Annotated in this window: 18 protein-coding genes; 12 read left to right on the plus strand and 6 right to left on the minus strand. The window is 62.3% G+C overall.

What is annotated here, in order from left to right; all coding sequences use genetic code 11:
• Window positions 1-3: 3 nt before the first annotated feature.
• The 9 genes from nuoH (at window position 4) to secA (ending at window position 12,211) form a co-directional block, all read left to right on the plus strand.
• Window positions 4-1,323 carry an NADH-quinone oxidoreductase subunit NuoH gene (gene nuoH, locus H7E91_RS07215; RefSeq protein WP_241698459.1) on the plus strand — a complete coding sequence of 440 codons (1,320 nt, stop codon included), beginning with the start codon at window positions 4-6 and terminating at the stop codon, window positions 1,321-1,323.
• Window positions 1,316-1,990 (plus strand): NADH-quinone oxidoreductase subunit NuoI, encoded by a 675-nt coding sequence (nuoI, locus tag H7E91_RS07220; RefSeq protein WP_182354427.1) that lies wholly within the window; start codon window positions 1,316-1,318, stop codon window positions 1,988-1,990. The genes nuoH and nuoI overlap by 8 nt, the downstream gene beginning before the upstream one ends.
• Entirely contained in the window at window positions 1,987-3,021 is a 1,035-nt protein-coding gene (locus H7E91_RS07225) for an NADH-quinone oxidoreductase subunit J (RefSeq protein WP_182354428.1), read from the plus strand. Before nuoI ends, H7E91_RS07225 begins: the two co-directional genes overlap by 4 nt.
• Window positions 3,018-3,317, plus strand: coding sequence for an NADH-quinone oxidoreductase subunit NuoK (gene nuoK / locus H7E91_RS07230; RefSeq protein WP_182354429.1), 300 nt, complete (start codon window positions 3,018-3,020; stop codon window positions 3,315-3,317). The genes H7E91_RS07225 and nuoK overlap by 4 nt, the downstream gene beginning before the upstream one ends.
• Window positions 3,318-3,329: 12 nt before the next feature.
• Window positions 3,330-5,252, plus strand: coding sequence for an NADH-quinone oxidoreductase subunit L (gene nuoL / locus H7E91_RS07235; protein ID WP_338401759.1), 1,923 nt, complete (start codon window positions 3,330-3,332; stop codon window positions 5,250-5,252).
• A 25-nt stretch (window positions 5,253-5,277) separates the two neighbouring features.
• The gene (locus H7E91_RS07240; RefSeq protein ID WP_182354430.1) at window positions 5,278-6,834 is read left to right on the plus strand and encodes an NADH-quinone oxidoreductase subunit M; all 1,557 of its coding nucleotides are present in this window, start codon (window positions 5,278-5,280) and stop codon (window positions 6,832-6,834) included.
• On the plus strand, window positions 6,831-8,393 hold the full coding sequence (gene nuoN, locus H7E91_RS07245; protein WP_182354431.1) for an NADH-quinone oxidoreductase subunit NuoN: 1,563 nt from the start codon (window positions 6,831-6,833) through the stop codon (window positions 8,391-8,393). The genes H7E91_RS07240 and nuoN overlap by 4 nt, the downstream gene beginning before the upstream one ends.
• Window positions 8,390-9,391 (plus strand): polyprenyl synthetase family protein, encoded by a 1,002-nt coding sequence (locus H7E91_RS07250; protein WP_338401760.1) that lies wholly within the window; start codon window positions 8,390-8,392, stop codon window positions 9,389-9,391. Before nuoN ends, H7E91_RS07250 begins: the two co-directional genes overlap by 4 nt.
• A gap of 105 nt (window positions 9,392-9,496) precedes the next feature.
• Window positions 9,497-12,211 (plus strand): preprotein translocase subunit SecA, encoded by a 2,715-nt coding sequence (gene secA / locus H7E91_RS07255; RefSeq protein ID WP_182354432.1) that lies wholly within the window; start codon window positions 9,497-9,499, stop codon window positions 12,209-12,211.
• Here secA and H7E91_RS07260 read toward each other — a convergent pair.
• Together H7E91_RS07260 and H7E91_RS07265 are read right to left on the minus strand one after the other, a co-directional pair.
• Complete coding sequence (locus tag H7E91_RS07260; RefSeq protein WP_182354433.1) at window positions 12,208-12,615, minus strand: Rv3235 family protein; 408 nt, start codon at window positions 12,613-12,615, stop codon at window positions 12,208-12,210. The two genes, secA and H7E91_RS07260, sit on opposite strands and share 4 nt — an antisense overlap.
• A gap of 161 nt (window positions 12,616-12,776) precedes the next feature.
• Window positions 12,777-12,983, minus strand: coding sequence for a helix-turn-helix domain-containing protein (locus tag H7E91_RS07265; RefSeq protein WP_182354434.1), 207 nt, complete (start codon window positions 12,981-12,983; stop codon window positions 12,777-12,779).
• Between the two features lie 230 nt (window positions 12,984-13,213).
• Here H7E91_RS07265 and H7E91_RS07270 point away from each other — a divergent pair, with 230 nt between their 5' ends.
• Complete coding sequence (locus H7E91_RS07270) at window positions 13,214-13,657, plus strand: DUF6912 family protein (protein WP_182354435.1); 444 nt, start codon at window positions 13,214-13,216, stop codon at window positions 13,655-13,657.
• 16 nt (window positions 13,658-13,673) lie between these two features.
• Here H7E91_RS07270 and hisN read toward each other — a convergent pair whose 3' ends face one another.
• From hisN to H7E91_RS07290, 4 genes are read right to left on the minus strand one after another with little or no spacing between them, the layout of a single operon-like run.
• Window positions 13,674-14,489 (minus strand): histidinol-phosphatase, encoded by an 816-nt coding sequence (gene hisN / locus H7E91_RS07275; RefSeq protein ID WP_182354436.1) that lies wholly within the window; start codon window positions 14,487-14,489, stop codon window positions 13,674-13,676.
• 42 nt (window positions 14,490-14,531) lie between these two features.
• Window positions 14,532-15,542: a ribosome small subunit-dependent GTPase A gene (gene rsgA, locus H7E91_RS07280; protein ID WP_182354522.1), complete on the minus strand. Its 1,011-nt coding sequence runs from the start codon at window positions 15,540-15,542 to the stop codon at window positions 14,532-14,534.
• Window positions 15,539-16,822, minus strand: coding sequence for a 3-phosphoshikimate 1-carboxyvinyltransferase (gene aroA, locus H7E91_RS07285; protein WP_182354523.1), 1,284 nt, complete (start codon window positions 16,820-16,822; stop codon window positions 15,539-15,541). Before aroA ends, rsgA begins: the two co-directional genes overlap by 4 nt.
• Window positions 16,819-17,367 carry a DoxX family protein gene (locus H7E91_RS07290; RefSeq protein WP_182354437.1) on the minus strand — a complete coding sequence of 183 codons (549 nt, stop codon included), beginning with the start codon at window positions 17,365-17,367 and terminating at the stop codon, window positions 16,819-16,821. Before H7E91_RS07290 ends, aroA begins: the two co-directional genes overlap by 4 nt.
• A 357-nt stretch (window positions 17,368-17,724) precedes the next feature.
• On the opposite strand from H7E91_RS07290, the gene H7E91_RS07295 reads away from it, so the two are divergent.
• Together H7E91_RS07295 and H7E91_RS07300 are read left to right on the plus strand one after the other, a co-directional pair.
• Window positions 17,725-18,480, plus strand: a complete 756-nt coding sequence (locus H7E91_RS07295; protein ID WP_182354438.1) for a glucosamine-6-phosphate deaminase — start codon at window positions 17,725-17,727, stop codon at window positions 18,478-18,480.
• 9 nt (window positions 18,481-18,489) lie between these two features.
• Complete coding sequence (locus H7E91_RS07300; RefSeq protein ID WP_182354439.1) at window positions 18,490-19,623, plus strand: N-acetylglucosamine-6-phosphate deacetylase; 1,134 nt, start codon at window positions 18,490-18,492, stop codon at window positions 19,621-19,623.
• Window positions 19,624-19,641: the final 18 nt, after the last annotated feature.

Here is a 19,641-nt window from a genome sequence, read left to right on the forward strand (position 1 = left end):
TTTATGCTTCCCACGGAAATGGCACAGCCGGTGGCCGATTTCTCCCAGGACACCTGGTGGATTTGGCTCATTAAGGCAGTCTTCATCGTCCTGTTCCTCATCATGTCCGTCATTCTCGCCCTCTGGGTTGAGCGACGCGGGCTCGGCCGCATGCAGACACGTCTCGGCCCGAATGTCACGGGCTTCATGGGCTTCGGCCAGGCCTTCGCCGACGCGATCAAGCTCATGATCAAGGAGGATTTCTGGCTCAAGGGCGCAGACCGGGTCATTTATTTCCTCGCTCCGATCATCGCGGCCACGTGTGCGTTCTCGATCTTCGCGGTCATGCCATTCGGCCCACAGGTGTCGATGTTCGGCATTGAGACGCCGCTACAGCTCGCCGACTCATCGGTCGCGATGCTGTACGTCCTCGCAATCGCTGCACTCGGTGTCTACGGACTCGTTCTCGGCGGCTGGTCAGCGAACTCGACCTACCCGCTCCTCGGCGCCGTCCGTAGCGCCGCCCAGGTCATTTCGTACGAGCTCGGCATGGGTATCTCGCTCGCCTCGGTCTTCCTCATCTCCGGCACGATGTCGACGTCGTCGCTGGTCGAGAGCCAGGTCAGCCTGTGGAACGCGTTCATCGCGCTACCGGCCTTCATCACGTATTTCATCTCCATGGTGGGCGAAGTCAACCGGTTGCCATTCGACCTCCCCGAGGCCGAGGGCGAGCTAGTTGCTGGTCACACGACGGAATATTCGTCGATGAAGTTCGCGTGGTTCTACCTGTCCGAGTACATCAACATGATCAACGTGTCCGCAGTTGCGACCGTCGTCTTCCTTGGCGGATGGCGCGCGCCGTGGCCGCTGTCAGCGATCAACGACGGCATGTTCAACGAGGGCTGGTGGCCCATGCTGTGGTTCATCATCAAGATCTGGTTCTTCATGTTCCTCCTTGTGTGGATCCGCGGCACTCTCCTGAGGATGCGTTACGACCACTTCATGAAGCTCGGATGGAAGGTCCTCATCCCTGTCGCTCTCGGTTGGCTGGTCGCGGTTGCGATCATTCAGGGAGTCGGTTCGTTCACGGACCTCGATACGCGAACGATCCTCATCGTTCTTGCGGCGATCTTCCTCGTGCTCTTCGCAGTCCTGTGGTTCGTCGATGGTGGCAAGAAGGACGACGAGACTCAGCAGCCGGACGAGGACCAGACAGAGTTCGATGCGTTCGCAGGAGGATTCCCGGCACCGCCGATGCCTGGACAGTCGCTCCCGCCGTCGCCGCGAGCGAAGCGCGCACCCGCCTACACGTCAACAGCAAAGGAGGCAGGTTCCGATGAGTGACCAAAACTCGAAGCCGGAGCGCCGCCCGATTGATCCGGCACTGTATAGCCCGTCGAAGAAGGGTCCGATTGGGAAATTCTTCGCGCCTGTGGCTGGCTTCGGCGTGACGATCTCGTCGATGTTCCGACCAGTGGTGACGGAAGAGTACCCGTTTAAGAGGACTCCGACGCAACCGCGCTTCCATGGCCGCCACCAGCTCAACCGGTATGCGGATGGTTTGGAGCGCTGCATTGGTTGCGAACTGTGTGCGTGGGCGTGTCCAGCGGACGCGATCTATGTCGAAGCGGGCACCAACACCCCGGACGGCCAGTATTCGCCAGGGGAGCGGTACGGCATTGTGTACCAGATCAATTACCTGCGCTGTATCCTCTGCGGCCTTTGCATCCAGGCGTGCCCAACCCGGGCCCTGACGATGACGAACGGGTTCGATGACCTTGTTGGGGAAAGCCGCGAGTCGCTCATCTTCGATAAGCAGGATCTGCTTGCGCCAATGCTGGACGGCATGCTTGCACCTCCCCACCCGATGGTCGAGGGCACTGACGATGACGATTACTACCGCAATGAGATCACGGGTCCGACCCAGGCTCAGATCGATTGGGTCGCGCAGAGGCGACCCGACGATCCGACGCTGAAGACAGCGCGCCCCGTTGAGGAGGCAGCGAAGTGAATCCTTTTCTGAGCACCGCGATCGATCAAACCGGTGCTGTCTCCACGGGCGAGACGATCCTCTTCTGGGTCATCGCCCCCGTCATGGTCCTCCTTGGTCTCGGGCTACTTTTCGCGAAAAAGGCAGTGTACGCGACCGTCTCGGTCATTTTCGTCATGGTTCTTCTTGCGATCTTCTACACGGCGCTCGAGGCACCGTTCCTCGGCGTTGTCCAGGTGATCGTGTACACGGGCGCGATCATGATGCTGTTCCTCTTCGTGCTCATGCTCATCGGCGTCGATTCATCCGACTCGATCGTCGAGTCTCTGCGCGGGCAGCGGTGGATTGCAGGACTTGGTGCGATCGGCATCATTGTCCTCCTTGTCGCCGCGGTTGCGAGCTCCGATACTCCTCAACCCTTTGGCCTTGAGGAAGCTAATGCCGAGTCGAACCCGGTCGCGGTTGCCGTCAACATCTTCGGCGATCACGTCGTTCCGATGCAGCTGACGGGCGCGCTTCTCATCACTGCAGCACTCGGCGCCATGACGCTGACGCACCGCGAGAGGCTCGCTCCCCGCAAGACGCAGCTCGATGTCGCAAACGAGAAGATGAAGGTCTACGCGGAGCAGGGCATCCACCCGGGCCAGCTACCCAACGCGGGCGTCTTTGCCGAGTCGAACTCGTCTGCGAACCCGGCACTCACAGCGGGAGGTAAACCGGTCGAGGAGTCGGTCTCTCGAATCCTCCGGATCCGCGGCCAGGCTCGCACAGTTGGCGAGATCTCGCCGGCAACGGTCGAGCGCATCGCCCGCGCATCGGACACGCGCCCCTCGGTGGACGGTCCGACGACGTTTGGCGCGATCGGACAGGTCGGCTTGCCTGGTATGCCCGGCGAGCGTGCCGTCTCCGCCCCCACGCAGTCGACGGAGCTGGAAGGCTCCGAGCCCGCGTTCTTTGATGAGGCGCAGTCCGACGACGTCCCCACGGCTCGAGAGCATCAGGAAGCTGAAGAGATCAAGCCGGACTCTGCGAAGGAAGAGAACCAGCAATGAGCCTCATGAACTACGTCATCCTGGCGTTTATTCTGTTTGCGATCGGTGCAGCCGCGGTGCTGACGAGGCGTAACGCGATCATTGCCCTCATGGGGGTTGAGCTCATGCTCAACTCGGCGAACCTATCGCTCGTGACCTTCGCCCGCATGCATGGCGACATCACGGGGCAGACTCTGGCGTTCTTCGTCATGGTCGTCGCCGCGGCTGAGGTCGTTATCGGCCTCGCGATCGTTGTGTCAATATTCCGAACCCGCAGGTCGGCGTCCCTTGACGCTCCCAACCTGCTGAAGAACTGACGGGGGTAGATTGTGAACGTCAACGCAATCGAGGCGACCGGCAACGTGTCGCTCATCTGGCTCGCAGTGGCCATCCCGCTGGTGTCAGCGGGGGTTCTGCTCGTGCTCGGCCGCAGGGCGCGGTCCTGGGGTCACTGGTTCGGTGTTGGAGCCTCGGGTGGCGCGCTTGTTGTCGGGACGATGGCGGCGCTAGAACTATTCGGTCGGGACGCATCGGAGCGAGTTCAAAATGTCACGCTCTACCAGTGGCTCCCGGGCTCTGAGCTCGACGTCGAGCTAGGCATGAGGGTTGATCCGCTGTCGATCACCTTCCTCCTCCTCGTCACCTTCGTCGGTACCCTCATCCACATCTATTCAGTTGCCTACATGGCGCACGACCGGGACAAGACGCGGTTCTTCGCGTACCTCAACCTGTTCGTCGCGGCGATGCTCCTGCTCGTCCTCGGCAACTCCTATCTCGTCCTCTTCGTTGGATGGGAAGGCGTCGGCCTTGCCTCCTACCTGCTCATCGGATTCTGGAACCAGGTTCCGGAATATGCGACCGCAGGCAAGAAGGCGTTCATCATGAACCGTGTCGGTGACATGGGTATGTTGCTCGCGATGATGACGATGTTCGCGTCCTTCGGCACCGTCACCTTTGATGGCGTCGCAGGTGAGGTGGGTGGCGCAAGTGAGGCGACACTCACCGCGATCGGGATCTTCCTCCTCATCGGCGCAACCGGCAAATCCGCGCAGTTCCCGCTCCAAGCCTGGCTGGGGGATGCGATGGCGGGCCCAACCCCCGTCTCCGCCCTCATCCACGCGGCGACGATGGTCACCGCCGGTGTCTACCTCATGGTTCGCTCGAACTTCATCTACGCGGGTGCTGAGACCGCTCAGGTGCTCGTCGCGATTGTCGGCGTCATCACGCTGATCTTCGGAGCCATTGTTGGCGCCGCGAAGGACGACATGAAGAAGGTCCTCGCGGCCTCGACCATGTCGCAGATCGGTTACACGATGCTGGCTGCGGGCCTCGGTCCGATCGGTGCGGCGTTCGCCATCTTCCACCTTGTGACCCACGGCTTCTTCAAGGCTGGCCTGTTCCTCGGGGCAGGATCGGTCATGCACGCCATGGACGACGACGTCGACATGAGACGCTTCGGCGGTTTGTGGAAGCACATGAAGATCACATGGGCGACCTTCGGGCTCGGCTACCTTGCCATCATCGGCTTCCCGTTCCTATCGGGCTTCTACTCGAAGGATTACATCATTGAGGCCGCCTTTGTCGGCGAAGGCTGGCGCCCCTGGGTGTTCGGCACGGCGACGCTCCTCGTCGCAGGGCTGACAGCGTTCTACATGTCGCGGCTCTTCTTTATGGTGTTCCACGGCAAACCCCGCTGGTCGTCGCAGGGTCCGGATGCACGGCATCCGCACGAGTCATCGGCCCTCATGACGATTCCGATGATCATTCTCGCGGTCGGCTCAGTCGGACTTGGCTGGTTCCTCGACGCGGGCGATCGCTTCGTCACCTTCCTCGAGCCCGTCACCGGCGTCGTGGATCACCAAGACCCTGTCATCCCGATCGCGGTCATCATCGGTCTGACGCTCACCCTTGTCGCCATCGGAGTTGCCGTCGCCTACGTCATGTACGTGCGTCGCGACGTTCCGGTGACGGCACCTGCCGCGAACGCTGTCGTCGTCGCGGCGCGGAACGACCTGTATCAGGACACCGTCAACGAATCGCTTGTCATGCTCCCGGGCCAGTGGCTCACACGCGGCACGGGTGCGGCCGATAGGGGAGTCATTGACGGCATTGTCATGGCGGTCGCTCGGAGCTTCGGCTCTGTCGGCCGTAGCGTCGGAAAGATCCAAAATGGTTACGCACGAACCTACGCCGGGCTCATGGCCCTCGGTGTTGTCGTCGTCATCGCCCTTGCGCTGCTGGCGCGGATCTGACCAGGACTGGAGGAATAGAGAGTAAATGAATACCTCACAAGCGGCAGCCTTTCCCTGGCTGACTGTCCTGATCCTCGTGCCTCTGGCGGCGGCGATCGTTCTTGCGTTCACGAAGTCACTGCACCGGCACGCCAAGGCCTACGGGCTGGTCGTGTCAGTTCTCGTCGCACTCGGCGCCATCATTGCCTTCGTCACGGAGTTCGACACCGGTAACGCCGGCACAGTCCAGGTCGCCGAGACATATTCGTGGATGCCGTCCATCGGGGTCTCGATCGCGTGGGGCGTCAACGGCATGGGGGCGGTCATGATCGCTCTGTCCGTTCTCCTCGTCCCACTCGTCATTCTCACCGCCGAATCGGATCGCTTCCTGCGGCCCGCGGAGGAGGCGGCAGGGCGTCGAGATGCAGGCTACATCGCCTGGGTTCTCGCCCTCGAAGCAGTCATGATCGGCATCTTTGCGGCTCAGGACGTCTTCCTGTTCTACGTGCTGTTCGAGGCGTTGCTCATCCCGGTTTACTTCCTCATCGGCTCCTATGGCGGCCCGAAGAGGAAGGCGGCAGCGCTGAAGTTCCTGCTGTACTCCCTCGCGGGTGGTCTCATCATGCTCGTCGGCGTCGTCGCGGTTTACGTGGCGGGCCCGGGCGGCCCCGAGGGTTTCCTTATCGCCAACCTCGCGGGCGCGGTCACCGGATCTCAGACCGCGCAGATGCTCATGTTCCTCTCCTTCTTCATCGCATTCGCGGTGAAGGCGCCGATGTTCCCGGTCCACACGTGGCTCGCGGACGCGACGGAAGAGGCACCGGCCGGCACGTCGGCACTCCTTGTTGGCGTCCTCGACAAGGTCGGCACCTATGGGATGATCGCGCTTTGCCTCCCGCTCTTCCCGGGCGCGTCCTCGGATGCGGCAATGATCATCATGGTCCTTGCCCTCATCTCCATCCTGTGGGGCGGCTTCGTCGCCATCTACTCTCGTGACCTCATGCGCCTCATTGCGTTCACGTCGGTGTCGCACTTTGGTTTCATGGTCATGGGCATTTTCTCCGGCTCCGAGACGGCAATGACCGGCGCGATCCTCTATATGGTCGCGCACGGCGTCGGCACGGCGGCGTTGTTCCTCATCGTCGGCTACATGGCGAAGCGGGGCGGTTCGCAGCGCATCGAGGACTACGGCGGTTGGCAGCGCGTCACCCCGGTTCTTGCGGGCGGCTTCCTCGTCGCAGGCCTCGCGACGCTGTCGCTACCCGGACTGTCGGGTTTTGTGCCCGAGTTCATGGTCCTTGTCGGAACGTTCTCCGTCTCGAAGATCATCGGCGGGCTCGCTGTCCTCGGCGTCATCCTCGCAGCCCTCTACATCCTCCTGCCCTACCAGCGCGTGTTCACGGGACCACGCCCGGATGTCGAGGCTAGGGACCTCGGCGCGGCGGAGAAGACGGTCGTTGGCGTGCTCACGGCCGGTATGCTCGCGCTCGGCTTCCTGCCGGGCCCGGTCATTGACCTGGTCCAGCCTGTCGCCGAACAGTCGGTCGCACACCTCGATGACTCGTCGACCGCGTCCGCGCTCACCGAAGGGAATCTCAAGTGAATAGCTTTGTGACCCCAGTCATCGACTGGGCCGCTCTCGCGCCAGTCATCATCGTCATGGGGGCCGCGGTCCTCGGAGTGATCATCGAGGCGTTCGCGCCTCGCGGTTCGCGCCGACCGATCCAGGTGACGATCACGTTTGCCGCCCTTTCTGCGGCCCTTGTCGCAGTCGTATGGCGGTGGACCGAGGTTGAGGCCAGTGGTGCGCAGACCGTCGTTGGTGGGCAGCTCATCGAAGATCCCTTCACTCTCGCAGCCCAGGGTGTTGTCCTCATCTCGAGCTTGGTCGCCGCGTTCATCATCGCGGACCGGACCCAGACGAGGGAGGGCGCCTTCGCGGCGTCAGCCGCAGCCCGTCCGGGCTCACCCGAGGAACGTGAATTGACTCGGGCGGGCGTCGAACAGACCGAGGTGTACCCGCTCGTCCTCTTCGCCGTCACGGGCATGATGGTGTTCCCCGCAGCGGGTGACCTGCTGACGCTGTTCATCGCACTCGAGGTGCTCTCGCTACCGCTCTATGTTCTGTCAGCCATGGCGCGCAGGAAGAGGCTCATTTCCCAGGAAGCGGCACTCAAATACTTCCTGCTCGGGGCCTTCTCGTCAGCGTTCTTCCTCATGGGCATTTCTCTGCTCTACGGCTTCTCCGGCTCGATCCGCTACTCCGAGGTCGCAGCTGCGACGACCGTGGCTGTCGGCATGGACTGGATGCTCATCGTCGGTATTGCGCTCGTCCTCATCGGACTGCTGTTCAAGGTGGGCGCTGTGCCGTTCCATTCGTGGACACCAGACGTCTACCAGGGCGCACCCACCCCGATAACCGGTTTCATGGCGGCGGGAACCAAGGTCGCAGCCTTCGGGGCGATGGTCCGGTTCCTCTACGTCATCGCTCCTGGTATGGAGGCGGACCTGGAGATCCTCCTATGGACCGTCATCATCGCGACGATGATTGTCGGTACGGTTCTCGGTATCGTCCAAAAAGACATCAAGCGTATGCTTGCGTACTCCTCGATCGCGCACGCGGGCTTTGTCCTCATCGCGGTCACCTCGTTCCAGGAGTCCGGTCTCAGCGCGACGCTCTTCTACCTGCTCGCCTACGGCGTGGCCACGGTCGGCGCCTTCGGCGTCGTCACTCTCGTGCGGGAGAAGGACTCGGCAGGGAATATCACGGGCGAGGCGACGTCGCTCGAGTCTTACGCGGGACTCGCGAAACGGAAGCCCGCCCTGGCTGTCGCGATGCTCATCTTCCTCCTGTCCTTCGCCGGCATACCGCTCACGGGCGGCTTCGTCGGGAAGTTCACTGCCTTCGTCGCTGGTATTGAGGGCGGGGCATGGCCGCTCGTCCTCATTGCTGTCCTCGCCTCAGCAGCAACCGCGTACTTCTACTTCAGGCTCGTCGTTCTTATGTTCTTCACCGAGCCTGACGACAGAACGACGGTCATCGCATCCGAAGGCATGACGCTTGTTGCTATTGCGCTTGCAGCGGTCGCGACGATTGCCCTCGGTGTCGTGCCCGGGCCGGTCTTGGAGTTCTTCGGGGAAGCGGCGGTACTGCTCCCGTGATCACGGAACTCGCCAGCGCGACCGGTCGTCTCAACGACCGCCTGACGGCGCTTCTGGAGAATGTGGAAACACGCCTCCAGGAGGTCGTGCGCTCGCCCGAGCCGGATATCGACGAGCTGACGAAGCATCTGGCATCGGCAGGTGGCAAGCGCTTGCGCCCGGCCCTGTGTGGCCTCACGTCATTCCTCGGCCCCGACTCGGCGAACGAGGCGACGGAGATCTCCGCGACGGTGGTCGAGCTGACCCATTTGGCGACGCTCTACCACGATGACGTCATGGATGATGCTCCGATGAGGAGGGGAGTGGTCTCGGCGCAACAGCTCGCCGGGAACTCGGCTGCCATCCTCGCGGGCGATGTTCTCTTCGCGAAGGCGTCGGCCCTCGTCGCTGAACTTGGGCCTGAGGCGGTGAAGTTGCACGCGGTGACTTTCGAGCGTCTGTGCTTCGGCCAGCTCCGAGAAACCCTCGGCGCGCCGCACGACGTGAGTGCGCGCGACAACTATATTCACGTCCTCGCGGAGAAAACCGGTTCTCTCATTGCCGCTTCGGCGCGGTACGGGGTGCTCTCCTCAAACGGGAGCCGCGAGCATGCGGATGCGGTCGCAGAGTTCGGAGAACGGGTCGGAGTCGCTTTCCAGCTCGCCGATGATGTCATCGACATCATGTCGGACGGAGATGTCACCGGCAAGACGCCGGGCACGGACTTGCGCGAGGGTGTCGAGACAATGCCGATCCTCTTGCTCAGGGAGCGCGCTGCCGCTGGCGAGATCGACGAGGTCGGACAGCAGATCCTCGACCTTCTCGCGGGAGATATCAGAGATGACACAGTCGACGAATCTGTTGCTCTGCTGCGTGGCCATGACGTCATGGACGACGTGCGGGACCTCGCCCGCGAGTGGTCAGACTCCGCCATTGAGGTCCTCGACCCTATTCCCGATGGAGATGTCAAGAACGGTCTCACTGCGTTCGCGAGACTCATGGTTGACCGCATCAGCTGACCGCTCAGCTGAGCGGTGAATATCCGCCCGGGTTCCGCACGGACTCGGGCGGGTCGTCGTCTAGCACGTACAATAATTGACAGTTGTCGGACCCCAGGAGAGCACGTGTCAAAGATCCTCAATAAGATTCTTCGCGCCGGCGAAGGTCGCATCCTGAAGAAGCTTCAGACCATCGCTAAACAGGTGGACGCGCTCGAAGACTCGTACGTCGACCTCTCCGATGAGGAGCTGAGGGCGATGACCGATGAGTTCCGCGAGCGGCTTGAGGATGGCGAGACGCTTGACGGTCTCCTACCCGAAGCCTTCTCGGTTGTGCGTGAGGCTGCGAGCCGCACTCTCGGCCAGCGGCACTACTCCGTGCAGATCATGGGTGGTGCGGCCCTTCACCTGGGAAACATCGCCGAGATGAAGACGGGTGAAGGTAAGACGCTCGTCGCGACCCTGCCCGCCTATCTCAACGCCCTTTCCGGCAAGGGCGTCCATGTTGTCACCGTCAACGACTACCTCGCCAGCTACCAGTCAGAGCTCATGGGCCGCGTGTTCCGCTTCCTCGGTATGACAACGGGTTGCATCACGTCGGGAATGACGCCCGCGCAAAGGCGCGAGCAGTACGCAGCCGATATCACGTACGGCACGAACAACGAGTTCGGCTTCGACTACCTGCGCGACAACATGGCCTGGAAAGTTGACGAGCTCGTTCAGCGTGACCACAGCTTCGCCATCATCGACGAGGTCGACTCGATCCTTATCGACGAGGCTCGCACCCCTCTCATCATCTCTGGCCCCGCTGAAGGCGACGCGAACAAGTGGTACGAGGAGTTCGCCCGCATCATGACGAAGCTACGCAAAGACATCGACTACGAAGTCGATGAGAAGAAGCGTAACGTCGGAATCCTCGAGCCCGGCATCGACAAGATCGAGGATCAGCTCGGCATCGAGAATCTCTACGAGTCCGCCAATACCCCTCTTATTGGGTACGTCAATAACGCGATCAAGGCCAAAGAGCTGTTCAAGAAGGACAAGGACTACATCGTCCTCGACGGTGAGGTCCTCATTGTTGACGAGCACACGGGTCGCGTCCTGCCGGGCAGGCGTTACAACGAAGGCATGCACCAGGCAATCGAAGCGAAGGAGGGTGTCAAGATCAAAGCGGAGAACCAGACTCTCGCCACGATCACCCTCCAGAACTACTTCCGCCTGTACGACAAAATCTCGGGCATGACTGGAACGGCGGAGACCGAAGCCGAGGAGTTCGCTTCGACGTACGATATCGGCGTCGTTCCCATTCCGACGAACATGCCGATGATTCGCATCGACCAGACCGACGTCGTCTACCCGACGGAGAAGGCGAAGTTCACTGCGATCGTCAACGATATCGCGGAGCGCAACGCGAAGGGCCAGCCAGTTCTCGTCGGCACGACATCGGTGGAGAAGTCCGAACTCTTGTCGACCATGCTCACAAAGCGCAAGGTTAAGCACGAGGTGCTTAACGCAAAGCATCACAAGCGTGAGGCCGCGGTCGTCGCCATGGCGGGCCGTAAGGGCGCCGTCACGGTTGCGACGAACATGGCCGGACGAGGCACCGACATCATGCTTGGCGGTAACGCCGAGTTCATCGCTGTCGAGCAGATGCACGAGAAGGGTCTCGACCCGGCCGAGAACCCGGAAGCTTACGAAGAGGCCTGGCCTGCGGTTCTCGAGGCCGCGAAGGAAGCCGTCGCCCGCGAACACGACGAGGTCAAGGAGCTTGGCGGACTCTACGTCCTCGGCTCCGAGCGCCATGAGTCTCGCCGCATCGACAACCAGCTACGCGGTCGCTCCGGCCGTCAGGGTGACCCGGGTGAATCGCGCTTCTATCTCTCGCTGGAGGATGACCTCATGAGGTTGTTCTCCACTGGTCTTGCGTCGCGGATGCTCAACCCTGAGTCGTACCCGGCAGATGAACCGCTGGAGTTCAAGATCCTCGCGAAGTCCATCGAATCGGCTCAAACCGCGATCGAGGCGCGCAATGCCGACATTCGCAAGAATGTCCTCAAGTATGACGATGTCATGTCGGACCAGCGCTCCGCCGTTTACACTGAGCGTCGCGAAATCCTCGAGGGTGAAGACCTCGCCGACTCGATCCAGTCGTACATGACTCAGGTTGTGGCCGACGTTGTCGCGGGTCACGCTGTCGGCGACCCTAACGATTGGGACCTGCACGCGCTGTGGACCGACATGAAGTCGATCTACCGTCCCTCCTTCACACCGGAAGAACTCATGGAGGATGTGGGGGCAAAGAACCGGCTCACGGTTGAACGCCTCGTCACCGAGTTCGATGAGGACATCCACGCCCAGTACGAAGAACGAGAGGCCGAGTTGGGTGAGGAGCAGATGCGGGAGATCGAGCGCCGCGTCCTCCTGTCCGTCCTCGACCGCAAGTGGCGCGAGCACCTGTACGAAATGGACTACCTCAAGGAGGGCATTGGCCTGCGGGCGATGGCCCAGAGGAACCCGCTGGTCGAGTACAAGCGGGAAGGCTATGACATGTTCCAGGCCATGTCCGTCGCGATCAAGGAAGAGACCGTCCGCTACCTGTTCGGCATCAAGATGCCATCTGAGCAGGAGGCCGAGCAGGACGTCATGACGGCGGTGGAAGCCGAGGATGACACGACGGCGATGGCGCGCCGCCAGGAGGCAGCCGACAAGGTGCTATCCCTTGAACGGCCCAAGTCTCTCATGCGGACGAATAAGGAAAGCGACGGCGAGCCAAAGCCTACGGCGGTCGGTGCGGGTGGAAACCGGGCCCAGCGCCGCGCGGCGAAGAAGCGTAGGCGCTAGATGACGTCGAGGGCGTTGGCCCGCCATCGCCCTCGGTGTATCTCCAACCTCACCGTGCACGCCCGCGGTCGATTGACGTCCCAGACGACGACCGCGGCCTCGCACACGAGTGGTGTGGGAAAACACGTGCGCGATGAAATGACGCGTGCGGGCAGGCTAATTCGCTTGCCGCAGCGGGAGGCGATGCCTGCCCGCTGCGCGAGGGCCATGTAGATGTGCGGGGCGAGCCAGCGCTGAAGCTGTCGCACGGACCTGTGGCCGTTGAGAACCTCGACTGCGGCGGCGGCGATGGCGCGGACAATCGGGGTCGGGTCTGGCGGACCGCCCGGTGCGACTTTGACGCGTCGCGTGGGCGCGTGAACGAAATCTGCCCGAGCTTCGGTTGCTGAAAGTGTGTCTGGCAAGGCCCCGCCTCCTGCGTACGATATCGCGTGAAATCGTGCGTCAGTGCACGATCTGAGACCTAACTACTACCATGACACTCATGGGACCCATTCCGGTTATAACCGGAATGGTGGAAAACAGGATGGGGTCACCGCCGGTGACCCCATCTGTCGATTGTCAACTACTCCTGACCTTGCACGCGTCTCCTGGTCGCCTCGTAGCCTTCCTCAATATACTTTTCTAGGACGGTCTGCTCGATGCGCCACTGCCCGCGCCCACCAACCTGGATGGCGGGCAACGTGCCAGAGTGGATAAGGGATCGGACCTGAGCCGTCGAAACGTTGAGGGTTTCAGCGACATCGGCAATCGTCATAAATTTTGTGGCCATAATATGCGATCTCCGCTTCGGGACCCCGTACTGAGTACGGAGTCATGATGGTCTGCGACGCTGGTGAATCGGGCGACTTACCAGTCGACAGTCGCAGGCCCAACAGTACATCTTGTTACTATCGGAGTACATTGTACGGCATACCGCTTTCAGGTAGATTCAAGCCTCCTCGGCGCCGTACACCAAGGTGCGATGGCCTTATGGGGCGGATGAGGGCGATGGAGAGAGCTGTGCGGATTTTCTTCACAATGTCACATAGTGGGCTGAACGAGGACATTCTCGATGTTCCGCTCGCCCACGCGGTGACAGATCAGTTGCGTGCGGCGTTCCCGGACGAAGACGAAGAGGAGCTGGACATGATCGCCCAGCTCGCTGCGGCCGACGATAGCATCGCAGTCATTGGTCACGAACCGTTCCGCATTGTCGCTGCGGCGGACGCGGAGGCGACCTACGTCGGTACCGACGCCTACCCGTCACTCGTCAGGCCACACCATCCCATCACGTGGGAGGATATTGCCGCGATTTTTGTCGACGAAGAGTCCGCGGCCGAGGATGTTCTCGCCGCGCGACGAGGCGATGCGGAGGCATTCGACAGATGTGCTGAGTGGGATTTGCTCTGGTATGACCCGAGCGAGCGAGCACAACTCGCCAAGGAGCTACGCGGCCGCCTCTGATGGTGTGCCGGGCCTGCTAGAGAGTTTCTGGCCCGTCTGAGACCGAATTGAGGATAGCGAGAGCCTCCTCGTGTAGCGGACCGTTCGTGGCGAAGGCGTTTCCGTCCCACGGTCCCGGGTCACCCGTGACGGATGTGAACATGCCGCCGGCTTCGGTGACGATGGGGACAAGAGCAGCCATGTCATACAGCTCCAGCTCGGGTTCGCAGGCGATGTCGACCGCGCCTTCAGCAAGTAGCATGTAGGACCAGAAGTCGCCATAGGCGCGAGTCCGCCACGCTTCTTGTGCGAGGCGGAGAAATCCGCGTAGCTGGCCGCGCGCCGCCCACCCATCCATCGACGAGTACGACAGCGACGCATCGGAAACGCGTTCGACGTCGGAGACACGAATCTGCTTCGCGTTGGCCCAGCTTCGTCCAGTGAAAGCCCCGAGGCCCTTGCCCGCCCACCAGCGCCTGTGAAGGGCAGGAGCGGAGACGATTCCCATGACGATCTCGCCGTCCTCTTCCAGCGCGAGCAGGGTTGCCCACACCGGCACGCCGCGCATGAAGTTTCTTGTTCCATCGATCGGGTCAATGATCCATCGGCGGGAGGCGGAGCCAGTCTCGCCTTCCTCTTCGCCGAGGATTGCGTCGCGGGAACGGGACCTGGACAGCATCGAACGGATCCGTTGCTCGGCAGCGACGTCAGCGTCGGTAACCTCCGTGTTGTCCCGTTTTGTGCGCACCTGCAAATCCTGTGCCTGGAAGCGTGGGAGCGTGATCGCGTCAACCTGGTCGATGATCGAGGAGGCGAAGTTGAGATCGTCGCCGAGGCGTGTAAGAGACTGCATGCCCCAAGCTTAGGCCACGACGAAGCGGGCCCGGCGCGGTGCTCAGAACTGTTCAGCGCTGTGGCGAGCTTCGAGGAGCCGGCGAAACGACTCCACTCGGGCGGCCGTGGGGCCGGTTGCCTGATCGAGCCCGCACTCAGGCTCACTGGCCGCGTGCGTGCATCCGCGTGGACAATCGCGAGCGAGTTCGAGAAGGTCGGGGAATGCCTCGAGGAGCGTGTCGGGCGCGACGTGAGCGAGACCAAACGAGCGCACGCCAGGAGTGTCGATGATGATTCCGCCTCCCGGTAGGTCGAAGGCAATGGCGGAGGACGACGTGTGTCTGCCGCGGCCGGTCACGGCATTGACTTCTCCCGTGGCGCGGTCAGCGTGGGGGACGAGGGCGTTTATGAGGGTAGATTTGCCGACCCCCGAATGTCCGATAAGGACGGAAATGTGCCCGGCAACGTCGCGTGCGACGTCGTCAACTCCTCGTGTATCGCCCGTTTCCTCATCGATTGTCGTGATGATGACGCGCAGGTCAAGATCCGAGTACTGGCTGAGCAGGGGGCTAGGGTCCGCCAGGTCTGCCTTCGTGAGGACGAGAATCGGCTCCATTTTCGCGTCATAAGCGGCGACGAGGCAACGGTCAATCATACCGGTGCGCGGCTCGGGATGAGAGAGCGCGGTGATGATGAGGAGCTGATCGGCATTGGCGACGATGACGCGCTCCGTACCTGCTGCCTCGCCCTCCTCGGCGGTCCTCCGCAGTGCTGAAGATCGTTCGAGAACCTCGACGATACGGGCAAGAGTGTCCTTGCGGCCGGACGTGTCGCCGACGACCTTGACGTGGTCACCGACGACGATCGACCCGCGACCCAGCTCCCTGGCTTTGATGGCAACAACGCTTGCGTCAGCGTCGTCCATGACGAGATGGTAGCGGCCCCTGTCGACGCGATAGACGCGGGCGGTCAGGGCATCCTCATAGTCGGGACGAATCTTCGTTCGGGGGCGGGAGCCGCGCCTTCCGGGCCGGACCCGCACCCGAGGATCATCAGTTCCCGTGTCCCTCATCGCACGAGAGCTTCCCACATGAGAGGGAAATCAGGCATCGTTTTCGACGTGCATCCGATATCAAGGACCGAAACACCTGGCACTGCGAGACCGATGATCGCCCCGAACGTCGCCATCCTGTGGTCTTCGTAGGAGTCGATGATCCCGCCACGGAGCGGTGCCGGCTCGATCAGCAGACCGTCACGGGTCTCGACGCATGCTCCCCCTAGTTTTGTGATCTCCGAGGCGATCGCCGCGAGCCGGTCCGTTTCGTGCCCTCGCAGGTGGGCAATCCCCGACAGTCGTGAGGGAGAATCTGCCAGCGCAGCCAGTGCCGCAACGGTCGGCGTCAACTCGCCCGCCTCGTGCAGACTGATGTCAATTCCCGTGATCGTCTCGGGGCCCGTCACCGTTAGGACGCCGTCGCGAAGCTCGGTCCTCGCCCCCATCGCCTCGAGAATTGGAATGATGTGGGCGCCAGCCTGGGTCGTGGTCGACGGCCATCGAGGGATCTCCACCTTCCCCGAGGTCGCGACAGCGGCGGCGAGGAATGCCGTCGCGTTCGACAAGTCGGGCTCGACGGTGACCGTGCCGGGTCGCAGCGGGCGCGGAGCGACGCGCCACGTCGGCCGATGGCCGAGGCTCTCGTCAATGTCGGCACCAGCGGCCCGCAGAGCTTCGGCCGTCATCGTCACATGGGGGAGGGACGGGACAGGGCCGCCCTCGTGGGTGATCGTCAGCCCCTCAGGCAGATGAGGCGCGAGAAGCAGGAGCGCTGAAATAAACTGCGACGAGCCGGAGGCATCGACCGTGACCGAGTTGCCCGTTGCAGGTCCCCGCACCGTCAGCGGTAGCGTGCGTCCCATAGGACCATCGCCAGCTTCAATCGCGACCCCGAGTTGTTCGAGTGCGTCAAGCAGAGGCCCGATAGGACGCCGATACATCGCGTCGTCACCATCAAAGCTCACAGGTCCGTCTGCCAGGGAAGCGATAGCGGCGAGGAACCTGAAAACGGTGCCAGCGAGGCCGACATCAATGTGTGCAGCGCTGAGTCGCCCAGGTGTGATGACGAGGTCGTCCTCATCGTTGTCGATGCGCACGCCCATCGAGCGCAGTGCCGACATCATGAGGTCCGTGTCTCGTGAGCGCAGTGCGCCCACGAGCCGTGACGGTTCGTCGGCAAGTGCAGCGATGATGAGATGTCGGGCGGTGAGAGATTTCGAACTTGGAACATTGACACGACCAACGACCGGCGCGCTTGCATGCGGCGCCGGCCAGGGGTCGGGAAACTTATGTGTCAGGACTTTGCCTTTTCTTTGGCTTTAGCGATCTTCTCCGACAGTTTAGCCTTTTGAGCCTCGAGTTCGGCTTCGTAGCGGTCGGCGAGGACGCTCAGGTCCTCCTTGTGGGAGCGATGGTGCTGGAGACGCCATCCGAGGGACGGCTTTCCTCGGCGGTCGCCGGCAGCGACGAGCGCTCCACCAACGAGGCCCGCGGACGCTGCGAGGCCGGCCATGTGCTTTTTCCGCTCCTCGCCACTACTGAGCCACACGGGGTTTCGGACAGCGGCAAGAGCCATTTCTGTCTTGGCGAGCACGAGCGCCGATAGCCGGGGCTTCTTGCCAAGAGCCATGCAGACACCGGCGACAATGCGGACTCCGCCGAGGGCACGGGTGGCCTTGGTGACGGTGCCCTCCGACAGCGGTCCGACTCCCATCTGTTCAAGAGTTGGGTTGATGCGCTCAACGGCATCGACGTGCTTGTCGGGGTGCCGAACTGCATCGACACCGGAGAGGACGAATGGGACAGCGAGGAGAGGCCGTGCGAGGCCTGTGATAATGCTCATGTCTACATTCAATATCAGAGTCATCCGAAATGAAACCGATGATGGTGAACAGCGGGCGGATCGTCATGGGTTTACAGGGCGGTAGCATGCGTGATTGCTCAGCATTCCGCGATTTCGGCGGTCCGCAGGCGTCATGACGGGCGATGGCGCACAATCTCGGCTTCAGCGAGCACTCAGACACTATCCGGGAAGAGTCCGGGCTGGAGCAGCCTATTCGGCGCCATGACAATCTTGTCGTTCCTCGCCACATCTGGTCCCGGAGGTGGCGACATTCTGATAAACCGGAGAGATAACGACTGTAGTCGAACATTGCTACGGTCGGTCCACCGCCGATACCGCTCATAGGCAAGGAGCAGCATGCGAGTCATCATTCGCGATACGGCTGACGAGGCGTCTCGTCTCGCCGCCCAGCAAATCATCGACGGCTTCACCCCTCCGGGACGCCTCGGCGTCGCGACAGGGTCGACGCCGCTACCGGTGTACCGGTACCTGCGCGAAGCGTACGCCCGTGGTGAGTTCACCCTTCACGGTAGTACCGCGTGGGCGCTCGACGAGTACGTTGGCATCGACGAAGAGCATCCGGAGCGATACCGCAATGTCCTCCTTCACGAGCTGGTCGGCAACGGCGGGACGGGGCTTGCCGCGGACGACCTCAAGACACCGGACGGGAAGGCGGAAGATCCTGTTAAAGCGGCGAGGATCTACGACGAGCTCATCGGCCCGGGTGTCGACATCCAGATTCTCGGCCTTGGCAGCAACGGGCATATTGGTTTTAACGAGCCGTTCGACTCGCTTACCTCTCGCACGCATGTCGGTCTCCTGACGGGCACGACACGGCAGGACAACGCGCGATTCTTTGACGGTGACATCGAACAGGTACCCGAGTATTGCGTCACGCAGGGGCTCGCGACAATCATGACCGCGAAGTCAGTGGTGCTCCTCGCCTTCGGTGAGCGTAAGGCGGAGCCAGTCGCGCACATCGTCGAAGGAGCCGTGTCCCAGCGTTGGCCAGGTTCGATCCTCCAACTCCACGATGATGTGACCGTCTATCTCGACGAAAGCGCCGCATCTCAGCTTGAGTTCATCGACAGCTTCAAGAAGTTCCACAGCTGACACCGGCGAATGCGGATTGACGCGGAGATTCTCAGCTCAGAAGGCGACGTCATTGGCTCGGGCATCGTCCTCGATGATGGCATTGTCACCGACATCCTACCGCCGGCGAGCGAGTGCGCGTCCGCATGGTTCTTCCCCGGCTTCGTCGACATCCATTGCCACGGCGGCGGAGGAGCGTCCTTCTCGGACGACATCGACGAGGAATCGATCGAGCGCGCGGTAGCTACTCACCGTGGCGCTGGCACGGTTCATCTCATAGGTTCACTCGTCTCGCTCTTAGAACCGCTCCCTGCTATCGAGGCAATCGCGGCCGCGTGTGATCGCGGCAGCCTCGCCGGCATCCATCTCGAAGGCCCTTTCATCAGCCCCGCCCGGGCGGGCGCGCAAAACCCTGCTGCGATCCGGCCGATCGACCTGGGGGAGTTGCAGAAGTGGCTGGATGCCGGCGGCGGATGGATAAAGACGGTGACGATCGCGCCCGAGTTGGACGGGGCGATGGACGCGGCCGAACTCCTCGCGGACTACGGGGCGTTACCGTCGTGGGGTCATACGAACGCCACCGCCGACGAGGTGCGGCCGGTCATCTCCGCCGTCGCCGCGTGGTCGCAGGGAAAGCCAGCGCAGATTGCGACCCATCTGTTCAATGCGATGCCGCCCCTTCTCCATCGGGCCCCGGGACCGGTCCGGGAGCTACTCGCCTCGGCGCGGCGGAGCGAGATGATCGTTGAACTCATTGGCGACGGTCTTCACGTCCATCCCGATCTTGTTGCCGATATTCTCATCCACCTCGACGATGTGGCTGGCGTAGCGCTCGTGAGTGACGCGATGGCAGGTGCTGGCATGCCCGACGGGCAGTATGAGCTTGGCGGGCTCGACGTATCAATCACCAGCAGCGTGGCGCGCCTGGCAGGCACACATACCCTGGCGGGCGGCACGTCTACCCTGGCACGCCAGGTCGCTCTTCTTCTCGGACACGGCGTGCCTGCGCCAGTGCTGGCAAGAGCCGCGTGTCGGACCCCCAGTGCAGTAATCGGCATCGAACCGCCGCCGAGCCCCGCCATAGGCCAGCCCCTCACCGGAGTGCTCATGGACGCGGCGGGTTTCCGCGTGTGGCGTGATGGAGCACCCGTGGGGAATGATTAGCGACTGACCGTCGTTCAC

It is taken from the genome of Flaviflexus huanghaiensis, from assembly GCF_014118685.1.
Taxonomy (GTDB): domain Bacteria; phylum Actinomycetota; class Actinomycetes; order Actinomycetales; family Actinomycetaceae; genus Flaviflexus; species Flaviflexus huanghaiensis.